General features: G+C 65.5%; 12 protein-coding genes. 9 read left to right on the top strand and 3 right to left on the bottom strand.

Annotated elements, in window-relative coordinates:
- The first annotated feature begins 153 nt into the window (after positions 1-153).
- The 5 genes from ACVISU_RS07180 (at position 154) to ACVISU_RS07160 (ending at position 7052) form a co-directional block, all read left to right on the top strand.
- Positions 154-948 carry an ImuA family protein gene (locus ACVISU_RS07180; RefSeq protein ID WP_456706458.1) on the top strand — a complete coding sequence of 265 codons (795 nt, stop codon included), beginning with the start codon at positions 154-156 and terminating at the stop codon, positions 946-948.
- A 67-nt stretch (positions 949-1015) separates the two neighbouring features.
- Positions 1016-2626 carry a Y-family DNA polymerase gene (locus ACVISU_RS07175; protein WP_456710776.1) on the top strand — a complete coding sequence of 537 codons (1611 nt, stop codon included), beginning with the start codon at positions 1016-1018 and terminating at the stop codon, positions 2624-2626.
- Positions 2623-6081, top strand: coding sequence for an error-prone DNA polymerase (locus tag ACVISU_RS07170; RefSeq protein ID WP_050403338.1), 3459 nt, complete (start codon positions 2623-2625; stop codon positions 6079-6081). Before ACVISU_RS07175 ends, ACVISU_RS07170 begins: the two co-directional genes overlap by 4 nt.
- A gap of 63 nt (positions 6082-6144) precedes the next feature.
- Positions 6145-6360 carry a hypothetical protein gene (locus tag ACVISU_RS07165; RefSeq protein WP_050403337.1) on the top strand — a complete coding sequence of 72 codons (216 nt, stop codon included), beginning with the start codon at positions 6145-6147 and terminating at the stop codon, positions 6358-6360.
- Between the two features lie 155 nt (positions 6361-6515).
- The gene (locus ACVISU_RS07160) at positions 6516-7052 is read left to right on the top strand and encodes a GlcG/HbpS family heme-binding protein (RefSeq protein WP_050403336.1); all 537 of its coding nucleotides are present in this window, start codon (positions 6516-6518) and stop codon (positions 7050-7052) included.
- 779 nt (positions 7053-7831) lie between these two features.
- Here the strand turns inward: ACVISU_RS07160 and ACVISU_RS07155 are convergent.
- Positions 7832-8119 (bottom strand): hypothetical protein, encoded by a 288-nt coding sequence (locus tag ACVISU_RS07155; protein WP_050403335.1) that lies wholly within the window; start codon positions 8117-8119, stop codon positions 7832-7834.
- 198 nt (positions 8120-8317) lie between these two features.
- Between ACVISU_RS07155 and ACVISU_RS07150 the strand changes: the two genes are divergently transcribed.
- The 3 genes from ACVISU_RS07150 (at position 8318) to ACVISU_RS07140 (ending at position 14348) form a co-directional block, all read left to right on the top strand.
- Positions 8318-9724 carry a CoA transferase gene (locus ACVISU_RS07150; RefSeq protein ID WP_456706457.1) on the top strand — a complete coding sequence of 469 codons (1407 nt, stop codon included), beginning with the start codon at positions 8318-8320 and terminating at the stop codon, positions 9722-9724.
- 151 nt (positions 9725-9875) lie between these two features.
- Positions 9876-11123 (top strand): efflux RND transporter periplasmic adaptor subunit, encoded by a 1248-nt coding sequence (locus tag ACVISU_RS07145; protein ID WP_456706456.1) that lies wholly within the window; start codon positions 9876-9878, stop codon positions 11121-11123.
- Between the two features lie 90 nt (positions 11124-11213).
- On the top strand, positions 11214-14348 hold the full coding sequence (locus ACVISU_RS07140; RefSeq protein ID WP_456706455.1) for an efflux RND transporter permease subunit: 3135 nt from the start codon (positions 11214-11216) through the stop codon (positions 14346-14348).
- Here ACVISU_RS07140 and ACVISU_RS07135 read toward each other — a convergent pair.
- Both ACVISU_RS07135 and ACVISU_RS07130 read right to left on the bottom strand, forming a co-directional pair.
- On the bottom strand, positions 14341-15309 hold the full coding sequence (locus ACVISU_RS07135; RefSeq protein ID WP_456706454.1) for an amidohydrolase family protein: 969 nt from the start codon (positions 15307-15309) through the stop codon (positions 14341-14343). The two genes, ACVISU_RS07140 and ACVISU_RS07135, sit on opposite strands and share 8 nt — an antisense overlap.
- A gap of 137 nt (positions 15310-15446) precedes the next feature.
- Positions 15447-16865 (bottom strand): TolC family outer membrane protein, encoded by a 1419-nt coding sequence (locus tag ACVISU_RS07130; protein WP_083991948.1) that lies wholly within the window; start codon positions 16863-16865, stop codon positions 15447-15449.
- 244 nt (positions 16866-17109) lie between these two features.
- Between ACVISU_RS07130 and ACVISU_RS07125 the strand changes: the two genes are divergently transcribed.
- On the top strand, positions 17110-18972 hold the full coding sequence (locus ACVISU_RS07125; RefSeq protein ID WP_456706453.1) for an acetyl-CoA hydrolase/transferase C-terminal domain-containing protein: 1863 nt from the start codon (positions 17110-17112) through the stop codon (positions 18970-18972).
- The last annotated feature ends 68 nt before the right edge of the window (positions 18973-19040 follow it).

Raw genomic sequence — 19040 nt, 5'->3', positions numbered from 1 at the left:
TTCCGCTGATGAATCAGAAAAATTCGCAATCCGATTGACTCATCAGGGGCTGTTAGCTTTATATTAGAACATACCATGAACAATTGAGCCAGTCGCTGGTTCTCTGTTCAGGCAGTGACGGCCTCAAATTTTCAAGTTGAAGGAGCGGCGCATATGAATGGCGCACGCACGGGTACGCTTGCGTCTCTGCGCGGCAGCATCGCGCGCATCGAGGCGCCATCGGAGGCGGCGATGCCAAGCCGCCTCGCGCTCGGACACACCAGCGCGGACGCGATGCTGCGCGGCGGGCTTGCTCCGGCTGCGCTGCACGAGGTGTTCGCGGCCGGCCATCAGGGCGGCGCTGCGACCGGCTTCATCACGGGGCTCGCCGGACGGATATCAGCGCGCAAGCCGCTGGTCTGGGTGCGGCAGGATTTTTCCGATCGCGAAAACGGCGCGCTGTCGATGCACGGGCTCGCCGAGTTCGGCCTCGATCCGCGCCTCTTGGTCACCGTGCGCGCCGCCGATGTCGACAGCGCTCTGCGCACCGCGGCCGACGCGCTCGCCTGCGATGCGCTCGGCGCCGTGGTGCTCGAAATCTGGGGCGATGCGCGCCAGCTCGATCTCGTCGCCAGCCGCAAACTGACCCTGGCCGCGCAAGCCTCCGGCGTCACCGCGCTGCTGCTGCGGATCGCGGCGACGCCGATCCCTTCGACCGCGGAGACGCGCTGGATCGTGCGCGCGGCGCATTCGCCGCCGGGCAATGCCGCAAGCGCCTGGGGCGCGCCGCGCTTCGAGGCCGAACTCGTGCGTAACCGTCATGGCCCGGTCGGGCGATGGATCATGGAATGGAAATGTGATGAGTGCCAATTCAGTGAACCGTCGGCGTATCCTCAGCCTGTGGCTGCCGCGCCTGCCCATCGACCGCATCAAGCGCAAGCTCGCGCAGGACATCGCCTCGCAAGCTGAACTTGTTGCAGGCGAGCTGAGAGAACCGTCAAGTGAGGCGGGCACATTGGCAGGGCTCTCTCCCCCCTTGCGGGGGAGAGTTGGAGAGAGGGGGACCACGAACGACGGCGTAAGCGGCTTACCCCTCTCCCTCACCCTCCCCCGCAAGGGGGGAGGGAACCCGTCTGCCGATGCGTCCCTTACGAATAGCAAAGAACTCCCCAGCGTCGTCGTCGCAAAGGACCACAACGCGATCCTGCTGCATGCCATCGACGAGGCCGCGGTGCGCGCGGGGCTGTCGATCGGGCTGCCGCTCGCCAATGCGCGGGCGATCTGTCCGGAGCTCACGGTCTACGACGCCGATCCCGCCGCCGATCTGAAGACGCTGAACGACATCGCCGACTGGTGCGACCGCTTCACGCCGCTGGTCGCGCTCGATCCGCCATACGGCCTGTTCCTCGACATCACCGGCTGCGCGCATCTGTTCGGCGGCGAGCGTGCGCTGCTGCAGATCGTCCTCAATGCGCTGAGCCGGCGCGGCTTTGCCGTCAGTGCGGCGATATCAGGCACCTCGATCGCGGCGCGCACGGTGACGCGTCATGCCTCGGGGCAGGTCATCGCCGATGGCGCGGAGGCGCAGGCGGTCGGCCCGCTGCCGGTGTCGGCGCTCGGCGCCGATCCTGCCGTCACCACCGGCCTGCGCCGCGCCGGGTTGAAGACCATCGGCGATGTTGCCTCGCGCGCGCCGCACGAGATATCGGCGCGGTTCGGCTCGGCCTTCACCACCTTGCTCGGTTACGCGCTCGGGCAGGGCGATGCCCCGATCAGCCCACGCAAGCCGCTACCGGATTACATCGTCGAGAAGCGTTTCCCCGAGCCCATCGCGACCGACACCGTGATCGCTCTGACGCTCTCGAGCCTCGCCAAGATGCTGGTTGCGGCGATGGACAAGCAGGGCAAGGGTGCGCGGCAGCTGGAGGCGAGCTTCTTCCGCACCGATGGCGCGGTGCGCACGATCATGGTCGAGACCGGGCGTCCGGTGACGCGGCCGGAGATGATCGATCGCCTGTTCCGCGAGCGGCTCGATGCGCTCAACGATCCCCTCGATCCCGGCTTCGGCTTCGATCTCATCCGCCTCGCTGCCGGGCGCACCGAGATCGTGGTGCAGCAGCAGCGCGACCTCGACACGTCGGTGCACGACAATGACGAGGTCTCGGCGCTGATCGACCGCATCGCAGCCCGCATCGGCGGCAAACGCGTCGTCGTGCATTTGCCGCTCGAGAGCCACATCCCCGAACGCGCGGCGCTCGCGCTGCCGGCGCAGCATCATCTGGCCGCCGCCAGCGCGGCCGCCTGGCCGGACCGCGTCGCCGGCGAGCCGCCGCTGCGGCCCTTGCGGCTGTTCGAGCGGCCCGAGCCGATCAAGGTGCCGTTCGCGAGCGTGCCGGATGGTCCGCCGCACCAGTTCACCTGGCGGCGCGCCTTGCATGCGGTGGTGCGGGTCGAGGGCCCCGAGCGGATCGCGATGGAATGGTGGAAGCAGGACGGCGCGGCGCTGACGCGCGATTACTTCCGCGTCGAGGACGCCGAGGGCCAGCGCTTCTGGATCTTTCGCGACGGCCTCTATGAGAGCGAGCTGCGGGACGAGGAGGGCAGGCCGCTCCCCGCCAACTGGTATGTGCACGGGCTATTCGCATGACGACACCCAGGCCAACATATGCCGAGATCGGCATCACCAGCAATTTCTCCTTCCTGCGCGGCGGCTCCGATCCACGCGCCTATGTGCATCAGGCGAGCGAACTCGGGATTCCCGTGATCGGGCTTGCCGATCACAACACGCTGGCCGGCGTGGTGCGCGCCTGGAAGGAGCTCGACAGCGACAAGGTCGCCCATCCGCCAAAGCTTCTGATCGGCGCCCGCATCGTCTTCATCGACGGAACGCCCGATATCCTGGTCTATCCGCGCGACCGCGCCGCTTACGGCCGGCTGTGCCAGTTGCTCACCCGCGGCAAGCGTGGCGGCGGCATCGAGCGGATCGAGAAGGGCGATTGCCGTCTCAGTCTGTCCGATCTGCTCGATTTCGCCGAAGGCCAGCTTCTGGTGCTGACGCTGGCGCATCGTTTCGACGCGGAGAAAGCGCTTGATCTGCTCGCGCAACTGAAAGCCAGCGCCGCTGACGGTGTCTGGCTCGCGGCAAGCCTGCTCTATCGCGGCGACGACAGGCGCCGTCTCGCGCGGCTGCATGGCCTCGCCACGGAGGCCGACGTGCCACTGCTTGCCACCAACGAGGTGCTCTATCACCATCCCGCGCGCCGTGCGTTGCAGGACGTGCTGACTTGCATCCGCGAAAAGACCACGATCGAGGCTGTCGGCCGCAGGCTTGAGGCCAATGCCGAGCGGCATCTCAAGCCGGCGCATGAGATGGCGAGGCTGTTCCGCGATCTGCCGGATGCGATCGCGGAGACCATGCGCTTTGCCGAACGCATCTCGTTCTCGCTCGATCAGCTCAAATATCAGTATCCGGATGAGCCGGTGCCGCCGGGCAAGACCGCGCAGCAGCATCTGGAGGACTTGACCTGGGCCGGCGTCGACAAATATTTCGGCGGCGTGATCGACGACAAGCTTCGCGTCACCCTGAACAAGGAGCTCGCGCTGATCGCCGAGCTGAAATACGCGCATTACTTCCTCACCGTGCACGACATCGTGCACTATGCGCGCAGCCAGAACATCCTGTGCCAGGGGCGGGGATCGGCGGCGAATTCGGCGGTCTGCTTCGTGCTCGGCGTCACCTCGGTCGATCCGACCAAGGTCGATCTCTTGTTCGAGCGCTTCATCTCCAAGGAGCGGCTGGAGCCGCCCGACATCGACGTCGATTTCGAGCATTCGCGGCGCGAGGAGGTGATGCAATATGTCTATCGCCGCTACGGCCGCCATCGCGCTGCTATTATCGCGACCGTGATCCATTATCGCCCGCGCAGCGCGATCCGCGACGTCGGCAAGGCGCTCGGGCTGACCGAGGACGTCACCGCGGCGCTGGCCGACACCGTGTGGGGCAGCTGGGGCAAGGGCCTCAACGACATGCAGGTGCGCCAGGCCGGGCTCGATCCCAAAAATGCGATGATCAACCTCGCGGTCGAGCTCGCCACCGAGCTGATCGAGTTTCCGCGCCATCTCTCACAGCATGTCGGCGGCTATGTGCTGACCCAGGACCGGCTCGACACCTATGTGCCGATCGGCAACGCGGCGATGGACGACCGCACCTTCATCGAATGGGACAAGGACGACGTCGACGCGCTTCATATGATGAAGGTCGACGTGCTGGCGCTGGGCATGCTGACCTGCATCCGCAAATGTTTTGACCTGATCGATGACCACAAGGGCAAGCGCTGGGAGCTCGCCTCGGTCCCGCAGGACGACAAGAACGTCTACGACATGCTGTGTCGCGGCGAGTCGCTCGGCGTGTTCCAGGTCGAGAGCCGCGCCCAGATGAACATGCTGCCGCGCCTGAAGCCGCGCACCTTCTACGATCTCGTCATCGAGGTCGCGATCGTGCGCCCCGGGCCGATCCAGGGCGACATGGTGCATCCTTATCTCAGGCGGCGGAACAAGCAGGAGAAGGAAAGCTATCCTTCACCTTCACCCGAGCACGGCCCGCCGGACGAGCTCTACAACGTGCTGCACAAGACGCTCGGCGTTCCGCTGTTCCAGGAGCAGGCGATGCGGATCGCGATCGAGGCAGCAAAATTCACCTCGGAAGAGGCCAACGGCCTGCGCCGCTCGATGGCGACCTTCCGCAACGTCGGCACCATCGGCAGCTACGAGGAGAAGCTGGTCGGCAACATGGTGGCGCGCGGCTACGATCCGGATTTCGCCCGCAGCTGCTTCGACCAGATCAAGGGCTTTGGCAGTTACGGCTTCCCGGAGAGCCATGCCGCGAGCTTCGCCCAGCTCGTCTACATCTCCTCGTGGCTGAAGCACCATCATCCCGATGCGTTCTGTTGCGGCCTGCTCAACTCGCAGCCGATGGGCTTCTACGCCCCGGCGCAGATCGTCGGCGACGCCCGCAAGAACGGCGTCACGGTGCGCGACGTCGATGTCTCCTTCAGCTTTGCGCAGAATACGCTGGAGGAGCGCGACGGGAAATATTGCGCGGTGCGGCTCGGCTTTCGTCAGATCGACGGTTTTCACTGGCTGGATGAGGACGAGGAGCGGCTGAAAGCTCTCCAGTCGTCATTCCGGGGCGCGCGAAGCGCGAGCCCGGAATCCATTTCTCAGCGCAACAGCGGCCTGATGGATTCCGGGCTCGCGCCAAGTGGCGAGCCCCGGAATGACGGCGTCCAAGACTGGGCCGACCGCATCGTCGCCGCGCGCAGCCGCCGGCCTTTCACCTCGCTGGAGGACTTTGCCCGCGACACCGCGCTCCCCAAGCGCGCGCTGATCCTGCTTGCCGACGCCGATGCGTTCCGCTCGCTCGGGCTCGACCGCCGCGCGGCGCTGTGGGCGGTGCGGCGGCTACCCGACGACGTGCCGCTACCGCTGTTTCAGGCCGCCACCGCGCGCGAGCAGCCGGATGAGGGTGCAAAACCGCTGCCGGAGATGCCGCGCCCCGAGCAGGTGGTCGCCGACTATCAGACCATCCGCCTGTCGCTGAAGGGCCATCCGATGGAATTCCTGCGCGAGATGTTCACCACAGAGCGGGTCGTTGCCTGCCACACCATCAACCGCAGCAACGACCGCCGCCGCGTCCGTTGCGCCGGCGTCGTGCTGGTGCGGCAGCGGCCGGGCAGCGCCAAGGGCGTGGTGTTCATGACGCTGGAGGACGAGACCGGCATCGCCAACATCGTGGTGTGGCCGAAGGTGATGGAGCAGTATCGGAAAGAGGTGATGGGTGCGCGCCTGATCCTGGTCGAAGGCTATATCCAGAGCAGCCCGGAGGGCGTGACGCATCTGGTGGCGCAGCGCATGACCGATCGCTCCCACGATCTGATCGGGCTCGCCAACGAATCCCCTGTCAGCAAGCATCCGGTGCCGGCGGGCCCGGCGCTGATCGAGCCGCTCAACGACGATCGTCGCGATCACGGTGACAACTCGTCACAAAGGATCCGGCACCCCCGCAACGTCCGCATCCTGCCGCCGTCACGCGATTTTCATTGAGGTTGATGCAGATCAAAGCCATCACGGGGCTCGCGTAAGACAAGGCACAAGAAGGAGACCGGGATGTCAGCAACCGAGATCGCGAAACTTCATTTCTCGGCCGCGCTTGCCGAAGCCGAGACCGCTGGACTCGATCACGACAGCATCTGCCGCTCGCTGCTCGGCCTCGTCGTTGCGAAATACCTTGAAAACCGGAGCGTCGCCGACGTCCAGTCGGAACTTCGCTTCGTCGCCGACAATTGCGACCCTGATACGGACTTCGCATTCATGCGCCCGTAGCACACGGAGCGAGGGGTGCGGATTGCAGCCTTCCTCACGGCGATAATGTGCACCGCAACCAGCCGATCCCGCCTTGTGCGCCCTACGCCAATTGCTATCGTCCCGCCGCCCGGGCGATCGATCCGGGGTCTGCAACAACAACTGGGGAGGACTATATGCGTTATCTCTCTGCGCTCATCGGCGCGGCATGCGTCGCGTTCGTCACGGCCACCGCTGCATTCGCCCAGGTGCCTTCCAATCCCGACAACCCCAACGACGTCGTCCCCGATGCGCTGACGCCGCCGCCCTATGGCGAGCCGATCAACCTCGAAACCGCCAAGAAGGTCGCCGCCGCCGCGGTCGCCGAGACCCAGAAGCGAAACTGGAATGCGTTCTGCATCGCGATTGTCAATCCGGCCGGCGAGCTCGTCTATTTCGAGAAGCAGGACAATTGCCAATACGCCTCGATCGGCGTCTCCCAGCACAAGGCCCGCACCGCGACGCGCTATCGTCGGCCCACGCTGACCTTCGAGAACCTGATCGGCAAGGGCGCCTACTTCAACTATCTCATGACCCTTGACGACGTGATCGCCTCCCGCGGCGGCAACCTCCTGATGGTCGACGGCAAGATCGTCGGCGCCATCGGCGTCAGCGGCGGCTCGGGCTCGCAGGACAATGTGATCTCGCTCGCGGGACAAGCTGCGCTGAAGTGAAGTCACGGAGTGATGCTTCTGCCGGGCTTCGGCCGGGCGGAACGCTTCGCTCTACCCCCATCCTGTCGGTCTTCAAACGGCCGACGAGTTGTTCCGATTTTCAGAATTTAACTTGACGCCAGACCCAACTCAGATGTTCAATACGCCCGTCTCGCCCGATCGAGGGGCGCTTCGCGGTCGTCACGAACGCGGGTCGAGATGCGGTGGACGCGGATTGCGCGACTGACGAGTGCGCATGAAGCGGACGGTGAAGTCGTGTGGTCCTGACGCCCTGGTGGCAGGTGTCTTTTCCGATTGCGCAGGTCGCGCGTTGCGAAGACGGTGACAAGCAAGCCCAGTCTCGCCGGGGAGAGCACGAAGTAAGCCGTAACCCATCGCGCAGGGAAAGCCGGATTGCTCCGGTTACACCTGTGGTCCTACCCCCGAGCTTTCTACCCTTTGCTCGGGGCCCATGGGTGCGATCGGCACCCGGCTTTCCCTGCGCCCTCTGCGAGAGAGGAGGGTGAAACGAAGAGCAAGACTCGGGCAACTCATGTCGCGAGAATGCGAATGTGTGACTCACAGACCGTGCAACAAATTCAGTGTCGTCCCGGCCTTGAGCCGCGACCCATAACCACAAATGCTGATTGGTGTGCTTCGTCGGGATTACGAGTCCCGTTTACGACACCCGCTGCGGCGTATGGGGCCCTGCCTTCGCAGGGACGACGGATCGAGATCGAGGCGCGCAACATTCCTCGTCGCCAGCACCAGCGATTGTTCAATCCTTGCGCAGCTGCACACTATTCCAATGCGGCCCCGACCGGCGGGCCACCCGGCGGGCGATGCAGGAAGGTGATCGACGCATAGGCGCCGACCCAGGAGCCGGCCGCGGCGAAGGCGACGTAGAGCCAGTTCTCCGTGTAGCTGATCACCGCGTAGGAGGAGAGCACGTACCAGACGCTGCTCCAGGTCGCCGCCGGCACGCGCTTGCGCGCGACGACGGCCGAGGTGAACATGACGTAGACCGCGTCGGTCGCCGCGGTCGCGAGGAAGACGCCGCCGGCGGTGAGGGGATCGATGGCAGCCATTGCAACTCCTGTTTGGGTCGGGCAGAGCTAAGGCATGGTCCAGGAAATGGTTTTCCGAAAAGATCATGTCCAAAAAGGCATGGTCTCGAAAAGCGTGAAGCTGTCTTCCCAGAAGATGATGCCAAATACGGGTTGAGATCGGGCATTGCCATTTTGTCATCATGCTCGGGCATAGATTAATCGCAAACAGGAATGCGCATGCAGGACATCCGTGAAATCCTTTCCGATGTCTGGACCGGCGCCGGTGGCGCGCCGTCCGCGCTTGATGCGGTCACCCTGACCGGCAGCGAGCCGCAATTGCCGTCGTCGTTTCGGGTCGCAGCAGCTGCGCAGGTATCGATTGCCGCGGCAGGCCTTGCCGCGGCCGAGGTCTGGAAAGCCCGCAGCGGCGAGCAGCAGGACGTCGCGGTCGACATGCGCCATGCCATCGTCGAATGCCGCAGCGAGCGTTACCTGCGGGTCGACGACAAGCCGCCGCCGCCGGCGTGGGACAAGATCGCCGGCGTCTACCGCGTCCGCGACAACCGCTTCGTCCGCCTCCACACCAATTTCCCGCATCACCGCGACGCCGTCTGCAAGGTGCTGGGCTGCAGCGCCGAGCGTGACGACGTCCAGGCCGCGCTGCTGCAATGGGACGGCGAGGCGTTCGAGACCGCGGCCTATGCGGCCGGCGGCGTTGTCGCCTTGATGCGCTCATATGACGAGTGGTCGGCGACGCCGCATGCAGGCGAACTTGCAAGGCTGCCGCTGATCTCGATCGAGAAGATCGGCGACGCCGCGCCAAAGCCGTGGCCGGCGGGGAAGCGGCCGCTGGCTGGCATCCGGGTGCTCGACCTGTCGCGCGTGATCGCCGGTCCCGTCGCCGGCCGCACGCTTGCCGCGCACGGCGCCGACGTGCTCCTGATCTCCGGTCCCGATCTGCCTGATATCCCCTGGCTTACCATCGACACCGGCCGCGGCAAGCTGACGAGCTTTCTCGATCTGCGCAGCGAGCAGGGGCGGGCCGTGATGCGCGGCCTCGTCGCGCAGGCCGACATCTTCTCGCAGGGCTATCGTCCGCAGGCGATTGCGCGGCTCAGCTTTTCGCCGGAGGAGGCGGCCCACATCAATCCCGGGCTCGTCTATGTGACACTCTCGGCCTATGGCCATGCCGGTCCGTGGGCGCAGCGCCGCGGTTTCGACTCGCTGGTGCAGACCACGACCGGCTTCAATCATGCCGAAGGGCAAGCCGCCGGCGTCGATGGACCGAAGGAACTGCCGGCCCAGATGCTCGACCATGCCACCGGATATTTCATGGCTTTCGGCGCCATGATGGCCAGGGCCCGCCAGGCGCGCGAGGGCGGCAGCTGGCATGTCCGGGTATCGCTGGCGCAGACCGGGCGCTGGCTGTGGAATCTCGGCCGCCTCGAAGGCGGCTTTGCCACCGAAGACCTCAAGGCGGACGCGGTGCAGCCGTTCATCGAGCGGCTTCCGTCCGGATTTGGCACGCTGAGCTCGGTCCGGCATGCCGCCGTCCTGTCGGGCACCCCGGCCCATTGGTCCCGCCCGGCCATGCCGCTCGGCAGTCACCAGCCGGAGTTTCCTGCCCCGGAGTTTCCCGGATGAGACATTCAGTCGCCGTTCAGGCTATCCGAACTTTAACGACGGGCACCGCCGAAGTGCGATTTTTAGGTTGTTTGCAACGCCAATTCGGCACTATTAGCGCACCGCTGGGGCCGCCCCGCCGGAAGCTGCAACGATCGACCTAGCGGACCGCATGCTGAACGAGTTTACCAAGAGAATGCAGAGCTTTAGCCGTCCGCGTCTGCTCGTGGCTGCGGCGGTGCTGGTCGCCGCCTGCGCGGGCGCCTATGGCTACACGCGGTTCGGCACAGAAAAGCAGAAGCCGTCGGAAGTCTCCAGCCAGTCCCGCAAGGGCGGCACGCGCTATGCACCGTCGGCGGCCGAGTGGGCCAGCCTGACCTTCCAGACCGTATCCGAGCACACCTTCCGCTCCGAACTGGTGACCGAGGGCAAGATCGGGATCGACGAGGATCGCTCCACCCCGGTCTATTCGCCCTATACCGGGCGCGTGACCCGCCTGCTGGTGCGGCCGGGCGATACCGTGGTCAAGGGACAGCCGCTGTTCGTGATCGAAGCGGCCGACACCGTGCAGGCGCAGAACGACTATGTCGCCGCGATGACCGGCCTCAACAAGGCCCAGTCGGCGCTCGATCTGGCCCAGATCCAGGAGAAGCGCGCCAAGGACCTGTCCGAGGGCAAGGCGATCCCGCTGAAGGATTATCAGACCGCGCAGGCCGCGCTGGTGCAGGCGCAGAACGATGCGCGCTCGGCGCAGACGCTGCTGGAGGCCGCGCAGAACAAGTTGCACATCCTCGGCTTCGGCGACGACGCCATCACGACCCTGCAGCAGAAGGGCCGCCTCAATCCGGAGACGACGGTGTTCGCGCCGATCGGCGGCACGGTGGTCCAGCGCAAGGCCGGGCCCGGGCAGTATGTCTCGACCGGGGCCAGCGACCCGGTCTATGTGATCGGCGATCTCTCGACGGTCTGGCTGATCGCCTTCGTCCGCGAGTCCGACGCCGACAATGTCGCGGTCGGGCAGGACCTCAGCTTCAGCGTGATGGCGCTGCCGGGCAAGGTGCTCACCGCCCGGGTCAACTATGTCGCCGCCGCGATCGACGCGACCTCGCGCCGGCTTTTGGTCCGCGCCACCATCGACAATGCCGACAATCGGCTGAAGCCCGAGATGTTCGCCAATGTGACGCTGTATTCGAAGGGCGACCACCCGGCGGTCGGCGTGCCGAAACAGGCGCTGATCTACGAGGGCGATCAGGTTCGCGTCTGGGTCGCGAAGGCCGACGACAAGACCATCGAGCTGCGCCAGATCAAGCCCGGCCTCATCAATGGCGACCTGGTCGAGGTCGCCGGCAATCTCAAGCCGGGCGAGCAGATCGTGACGAAGGGAAGCCTCTTCATAGACCGCGCCGCATCCGGCACTTAAGACGCGCGATCCGGAACAGGGGGAACCGGCCTTTCCGGATCGACCATGCCCACCCAAGAAAAATCCTCACCGTTGAAAGTGCCGATCTGAATGGATCGCCTCGTCGCCCTTGCCGTCAATCGCCGCTACTTGATGGTGGCCATGTTCGTCGCCGTCTTCATCGGCGGCCTGCTTGCGTTCAAGCAGCTCAACATCGAGGCCTATCCCGATCCGACCCCGCCGATGGTCGACATCGTGACGCAGAGCCCGGGCCTCTCGGCCGAGGAGATCGAGCGCTACATCACGATCCCGATCGAGACCCAGGTCGCCGGTATCAAGAACCTCAAGACCATCCGGACCATCTCGCTGTACGGCCTGTCCGACGTCAAGCTGCAGTTCTCCTTCGACTACACCTATGACGAGGCGCTGCAGCAGGTGCTCAACCGCCTGTCGCAGCTCGCGCCGCTGCCCGGCAACGTGCAGCCCGGCATCTCCCCGACCAGCCCGATCGGCGAAATCTTCCGCTACCGGCTGAAGGGACCGCCGAACTACAGCGTGCTCGACCTCAAGACGTTGCAGGACTGGGTGCTGCAACGTCGCTTCCGCGCGGTGCCCGGCGTGATCGACGTCACCGGCTGGGGCGGCAAGACCAAGACCTACGAGATCCAGGTCGACTTCAACAAGCTGGTCGCCAACGGCCTGACCCTGCCGCAGGTGCTGCAGGCGGTTTCCAACGCCAACATCAATGTCGGCGGCAACACCGTGAACATCGGCTCGCAATCGGCCGTGGTGCGCGGCGTCGGCCTGATCCGCTCGATCGACGATCTCGCCAACACCATGATCTCGCAATCGGGCGGCAATCCGGTGCTGGTCCGGGACATCGGCACTGTGACGATTGGAGAGAAGCCGCGGCTCGGCATCGCCGGCATCGACAATGACGACGACATCGTGCAGGGCATCGTGCTGATGCGCCGCGGCGAGCAGAGCTCGCCGACGATCGCCCGCGTCGAGCAGCTGGTCAACCAGATCAACAATTCCTCGATCCTTCCGCCGGGCGTCAAGATCGAGCGCATCTACGACCGCAAGGATCTGATCGAGCTCACCACCCACACCGTGCTGCACAACATGGTGGTCGGCATCCTGCTGATCGTGCTGCTGCAGTGGATATTCCTCGGCGATCTGCGCAGCGCGCTGATCGTCGGCGCGACGATCCCGTTCGCGCTGTTCTTCGCCGTGATCATCTTGGTGCTGCGCGGCGAATCCGCCAATCTGCTGTCGGTCGGCGCGATCGATTTCGGCCTGATCGTCGACGCCACCGTGATCATGGTGGAGGCGATCTTCCGCAGGCTGTCGCAGACCACGGCGCTGTCGGAAGCCGAACGCGAGCACATCTCCGACGACACCGTGATGGGGATGAAGAGCCACGCAATTTTGTCGGCCGCGGCCGACGTCTCGCGCTCGATCTTCTTCGCCGCCACCATCATCGTCGCCGCGTTCCTGCCGCTGTTCACGCTGGGCGGCGTCGAGGGCAACATCTTCGGGCCGATGGCGCGAACCTATGCCTATGCCCTGGCCGGCGGGCTGCTGGCGACGTTCACGATCACGCCGGCGCTGAGCGCGATCATCCTGCCGGCGCATATCCACGAGACCGAAACCTGGATCGTCAAGAAGCTCGACGCGATCTACCTGCCGGCGTTGAACTGGGCGATCGGCAACCGCAAGATCGTGATGGCCGGGGCGGCCGGCCTCGTGGTCATGACCATCATCTTCGTGCGGTTCCTCGGCCTCGAATTCCTGCCCAAGCTGGAAGAGGGCAACCTGTGGATCCGCGCCACGCTGCCGCCGACGATCTCGCTGCAGGAGGGCAACGCCTATGTCAACGAGATGCGCAAGCTGATCCGCAGCCGTCCCGAGGTGGTGTCGGTGGTGTCGCAGCACGGCCGTCCCGACGATGGCACCGACGCCGCCGGCTTCTTCAACGCCGAATTCTTCGCGCCGCTGAAGCCGGCCGGCGAATGGCCCGACACGCACGACAAGGACGTGTTGACCGCACAATTGCTGGCGCAGTTGCAGGACAAGTTCCCCGGCGTCGAATTCAACTTCTCGCAATATCTGCAGGACAACGTCTCGGAAGCCGTGTCCGGCGTGAAGGGCGAGAACTCGATCAAGCTCTATGGCAACGATCTGCAGGCGTTGACCGACACCGCCAACAAGATCAAATCCGTGTTGTCGACGGTGCAGGGGGTCACCGACCTCGCGGTGTTCACCTCGCTCGGCCAGCCGACCGTCCAGATCGACGTCGACCGCGCGCGGGCGGCGCGCTACGGCCTGTCCCCCGGCGATATCAACGCCACCATCAAGGTCGCCGTCGGCGGCGACACCGCGGGCGATCTTTATGAACCCGGCAGCGACCGGCACTTCCCAATCATCGTCCGCCTCGCGCCGGAATATCGCAAGAGTGCGGAGGCGATCCAGAACCTGCGGATCGGCGCAAACAATCCGAATGGCGGAGTCACGCAGATACCGCTCTCTGAGGTGGCCTCGATCAAGCTGATCTCCGGAGCGGCCTACATCTATCGCGAGCAGCAGGAGCGCTATCTGCCGATCAAGTTCTCGGTGCGTGACCGCGACCTCGGCAGCGCGATCCTGGAGGCGCAGCAGAAGGTCAACGAGCAGGTCCAGTTGCCGCCCGGCTCGCGTCTCGAATGGGTCGGCGAGTTCGGCAATCTGCAGGACGCGATCAAGCGGCTGTCGATCGTGGTGCCGATCAGCCTCGTGCTGATCGCGGTGCTGCTGTTCTTCAATTTCGGCTCGATGGTCGATACCATGCTCGCGATGAGCGTGATCCCGATGGCGATCTTCGGCGGCGTGCTCGGGCTCCTGATCTCGGGCATTCCGTTCAGCGTGTCGGCGGCGATCGGCTTCATCGCACTGTTCGGCATCGCCGTGATGGACGGCATCATTATCCTGTCGCAGTTCAACCAGCTGATCGACGAGGGCTATGACCGGATGCGCGCGGTGATCCGCACTGGCGAGCTGCAGCTTCGGCCGGTGCTGATGACCTGCGTGGTGGCGGGCGTCGGCCTGCTCCCGGCGGCGGTGTCGGAGGGCATCGGCTCGCAGGTGCAGAAGCCGCTCGCCATCGTCGTCGTCACCGGCATGATGCTGGCGCCGCTGGTGATCCTGATCACCCTGCCGGTGCTGATCTCCTACTTCTCGCGTCGGCCGAAGGACAACGTCAGGTGAAGCCGTAGAGCCGCGCCGGATTGTCGACCAGGATGGTCTTGCGCACCGCGGCGTCCGGTGCCCAGACCGGAAGCTGGTTGAGGAGGCGGCCGTCGTCGATCTGGTACAACGGCGTGACGTCGGTGACCTTCTTGCCTTGGGGCGTCACCGAATCCGGATGCGGCCAATCGGTGCCCCAGACGATGCGCTCGGCATTCGCCGCGATAAGGGCCTGGGCCAGCGGCGCCGCGTCGGCATAGTCGGGCGCGAGCTTCGAAGCGCGGTAGGCGCCGGAGATCTTGACATACGCCTTGCCGGATTTGACCAGCGCGAGCAGGTCGGCAAAACCCGGCTGGCCGGTGCCGAGCGCGGCCTCGGCGCCGCCGAAATGGTCGAACACCACGGGTACCGGTGCGGCCGCGACCAGGTCCTTGATCGCCGAGATCATGGCGAGGCTGGTGAACAGTTGCACGTGCCAGCCGCGCGCCTTCATCCGCTCGACCGCGGCCGTGAAGCGCTGCCGGCCGACATCGGGATCGTTGACGCCGCCAGTCGCGAGGTTGAGGCGGATGCCGCGAAAGCCGGCCTTCTGTAGCGCGTCGAGATCGCTCTCGCTGGTCTTGTCGTCGATCACGGCGACGCCGCGCGCCGTGGGACCCCGCGCCGTCATACCGAACAGGGTCGACGAATTGTCGGAGCCGTAGACGCTCGGTGTCACGATCACCACGCGCTCGACATGCAGCGCCTTGTGCAGCGCGCTCATCTCCTCCGGCGAGGCCGGTTCCGGGGTGTAGACGCGGCCGGCGAAGAACGGGAACTTGTCGGGATCGCCATGAATGTGGGTGTGGCAGTCGCAGGCACCGGCGGGCACGTCGAAGTTCACGGGGGTGGATGGTTGCGATGCCTTGGAAAATGCGTTGCCGCCGGTCATGGTCACTCCCGCTGCGATGGAAGCCAGCATCATACTGCGTCGCGTCAGCATTGGACGTCTCCCTGCGTGCTCGGCTGTTATGCGCGCACTCCGCGCACCGGCATTGTTGATGGCCGGCGGGGCGGAGGTTATCGGCGGAGAGAGCGGGCGGAAAGAGCCGGTCCGCGGTGCGGCCGGTTCCGCAACGCCTATTGTCCCGACGGCGTGCGCAGGCCGTGCCAGGCGTCGCGCACCTGATGGTAGTGCACCTCGGGCAGATAGTCGGGCGTCTTGAGATTGAGCGTCTTGACGTCGAGGCGTCCGACCGCGCTGAGCAGCGTGTAGGACGCGATCACGCGGTCGCGCTGCGCGCCGATCAGCCGGGCCCGCGCCGTGATCAGATCCTGCTGCGAGTTGAGCACGTCGACCGTGGTGCGCTGGCCGCCGGCAGCTTCCTTCTGCACGCCGGCGAGCGCAACCTCCGCGGCCTTCACCTCGGATTCGGAGGCCGACACCGCGATCTTGGCGCCCTCATTGGCAACCCAGGCGCTGACCACGGCGGTCTTGGCCTGGTTGCGGACCTGGTCCAGCACGAGCCGGCTCTGCGCAGCGACCTCCTTGGCCTGTCGGGTCTGCGAGGCCGCGGTGCCGCCGTCATAGATCGGCTGCGTGATCTGGCCGATCACTGAGACCTGATCGGTGCCGAAAGTGCTGAGCGAGGTATCGGAGTCGCGGTTCTTGCTGGCGCTGCCCTGCACGGTGACGCTCGGCATCAGGCTGCTCTCGGCGACGCGGATCGAGGTCGAGGCCACGTCGACGTCGTATCCTGCGGCCATCACCGCCGGATGCTCGCGCACCGCAAGCGCGATCGAATCCTCACGGCTGCGCGGCAGCAGCCGGTCGATGGTGTCGGCCGGACGCAATTGCGACGGCGCGTTGCCGACCACCTGCGCATAGGTCGCCTGGCTGATCGCGAAGTTGACCTCGGCGGCGTTGAGATCGGCGAGGCCGCGGTTGAGCCGGGCCTCCGCCTGCGCCGTATCGGTCGGCGTGACGTCGCCGGCATTGAGGCGGCGCTGGGTGATCGCCTGGGTTTCCTTCAGGAAGGCGACGTTGGCGCGCTGCGCCTCGACCAGGGTCTGGTTGGCCAGCACGTTGGTATAGGCGGTGACGGCGTCGAGCAGCACGCCCTGGCCGACATTGCGCAGGGCCTCGCGGCCGGATTGCACCTGCAATTCGGCGACGCGGACGCTGTTGGCGGTCTTGAAGCCGTTGAACAGCGTCTGGGTGACCGTGACGCCGATCTGCCAGGGCTTCAGCGTCGCGCTCTGGATCACGTTGCCGGGAAGCTGGTCGCGCACGGCCTGCAGGCCGACCGAGAGGCCGGCACTGACCTGGGGGCGGTAACCGGCCAGCGCCTGCGGCACATTCTCGTCGGTCGCGCGCTGGCGCGCCCGCTCGGCATTGAGCTGCGGATTGGTCTGGTACGCCTTGACCAGGGCCTCGGGCAGGCTCTCGGCGTGGGCTGCGGTGTCAGTCAGCAGCGCGCATGCCAGACCGCTAAGGCAGATGCCCGACAAAAGCACACGCCTCGCCACGTCGCTAACCCTCGCGGCACGCTCAACCATGTGATCCCGCAAACCAAAACCCCGGCAGTCCGCTCCCGTGGACGCCGTCGGCACATATCTATCTGTTTACGGGGCGACGCCGCCACAGGCAAACCGCCACACGACATCTGCACATCATTTCACGTCTTGTCTGTTGCCGGTTCGTCACAGGCGAGCGCAACTGTCATATGAAGTATAAGTTTGAACCGCCGGCCGCCGATTCAGCGACGCCGGTTACCCACTGTCTCCTCCGGGTCCATTGCTGATGCCCATATTCTTCTCCGACCCCGAGGCGATCGCGGAGCACATTGTTCGTGACGTCGGAACCGAACTTGTGGTGGGGCTGCCGCTCGGCCTCGGCAAGGCCAACCACATCGTCAACGCGCTGTATGCGCGGGCGGTCGCCGACCGCTCTATCAACCTGACGCTGTTCTCGGCGCTGACGCTGGAAAAGCCGAAGCCGAAGAGCCTGCTCGAACAGCGCTTCATCGGCCCCGTGATCGATCGCCTGTTCGGCGGCTACCCGGATCTCGCCTATGCGGATGCGCTGCATCGCGGCGCGCTTCCGCCCAACATCAAGGTGATCGAATTCTTCTTCCTCGCAGGACAGTGGTTGTATCAACCGTTCGCTCAGCAGAACTACATTTCCGCAAATTACACCCACGCGGCGTCATACCTATTGTCGCGCGGGCTGAATGTCGTGCCCCAGCTCGTCGCCAAGCGTGTGGTCGATGGCGTGCCGCGCTACAGCCTGAGCTGCAACACCGATACGACGCTCGACGTGCTGCGCGCCCGCGCGCAGGGGCGGGCTTCATTCAAGCTGATCGGCCAGGTCAATTCCGAACTGCCGTTCATGCGGGGGCCCGGCGACCTGCCGGCGGATGAATTCGCTGCGGTGCTCGACAGCCCCGACACCGATTTCCCGCTGTTCGCGCCGCCGTCGGAGCCGATCAGCGACACCAAATATGCGATCGGACTGCATGCCGCGGGTCTGGTCCGCGACGGCGGCACGCTGCAGATCGGGATCGGGCAGGTCGGCGATGCGTTGGCGCAGGGGCTCGTGGTGCGTCACCGCGACAACGCCCAATTCCACGGCATCATGCAGCGCCTCGCACCCGGTACCGAACAGCTCGCGGCGGCCGAGACGGGGCCGTTCGAGAAGGGCCTTTATGGCGTCAGCGAGATGCTGTTCGAGGCATTCCTCGGGCTGATCGACGCCGGCATCCTCAAGCGCGAGGTCGACGGCGTGATACTGCACGGCGCATTCTTCCTCGGGCCGCAATCCTTCTATCGGGCGCTACGCGAGATGACACCCGAGCAGCTGACGCGAATCCAGATGATGCCGGTGTCCTTCACCAACGAGATCTTCGGCGACGAGGACGGCAAGCGCCGCGCCCGCGTCGATGCGCGCTTCGTCAACAACGCGATGATGGCGACGCTGCTGGGCGCTGCGATCTCCGACGGGCTCGACAACGGCCAGGTCGTGAGCGGCGTCGGCGGCCAGTACAATTTCGTGGCGCAGGCATTCGCGCTCGAAGGCGCGCGCTCGGTGCTGGCGCTGGAGGCAACCCATCAATCCGGCAGGCAGACGCAGTCGAACATCCGCTGGTCCTACGGTCACGCGACCATTCCGCGCCATCTGCGCGATGTCTTCGTCACGGAATACGGCATCGCCGACGTCAGAGGGAAATCCGACGCCGACGTGATCGCCGCGATGTTGCAGGTGTCGGACTCGCGCTTCCAGGGCGAGCTGATGCGGCAGGCCAAGGATGCCGGCAAGCTGCCGCGTGATCACCAAATCCCGGCCGCTCACCGCGAAAATTATCCCGAGCGCATCAGCACGGCGCTAAAGCCCGCGCGCGACGCAGGTCTGTTGCCGTCATTCCCGTTCGGCAGCGACTTCACCGACGTCGAGCAACGGCTAATCCCGGCGCTGCAGATCCTGCAGCAGGCGCAGCGCACGCCGCTGCAACTCGCCGGCCTGCTATGGCAGGGGATGCGGCATCCGCCCGATGCCGCCGACCGCGAATGCCTGGCGCGGCTCGGCCTCGACAAGCCGACGCGTCTCGCCGAGCGCGCCTATCTCGCGCTCGTCACTGCGGCATTGCAACGAAGCCGCGTGAATTAGAGCGTTTTCGAGCGAAGTGGATACCGGTTCGCGTCTAGAAAACGCGTCAAACAAGAATCTAGAGCCCC

Source organism: Bradyrhizobium sp. USDA 4452 (assembly GCF_054063575.1).
Note: the sequence above shows the minus strand (reverse complement) of the source record. Positions and strands in the feature narration are given on the sequence as shown.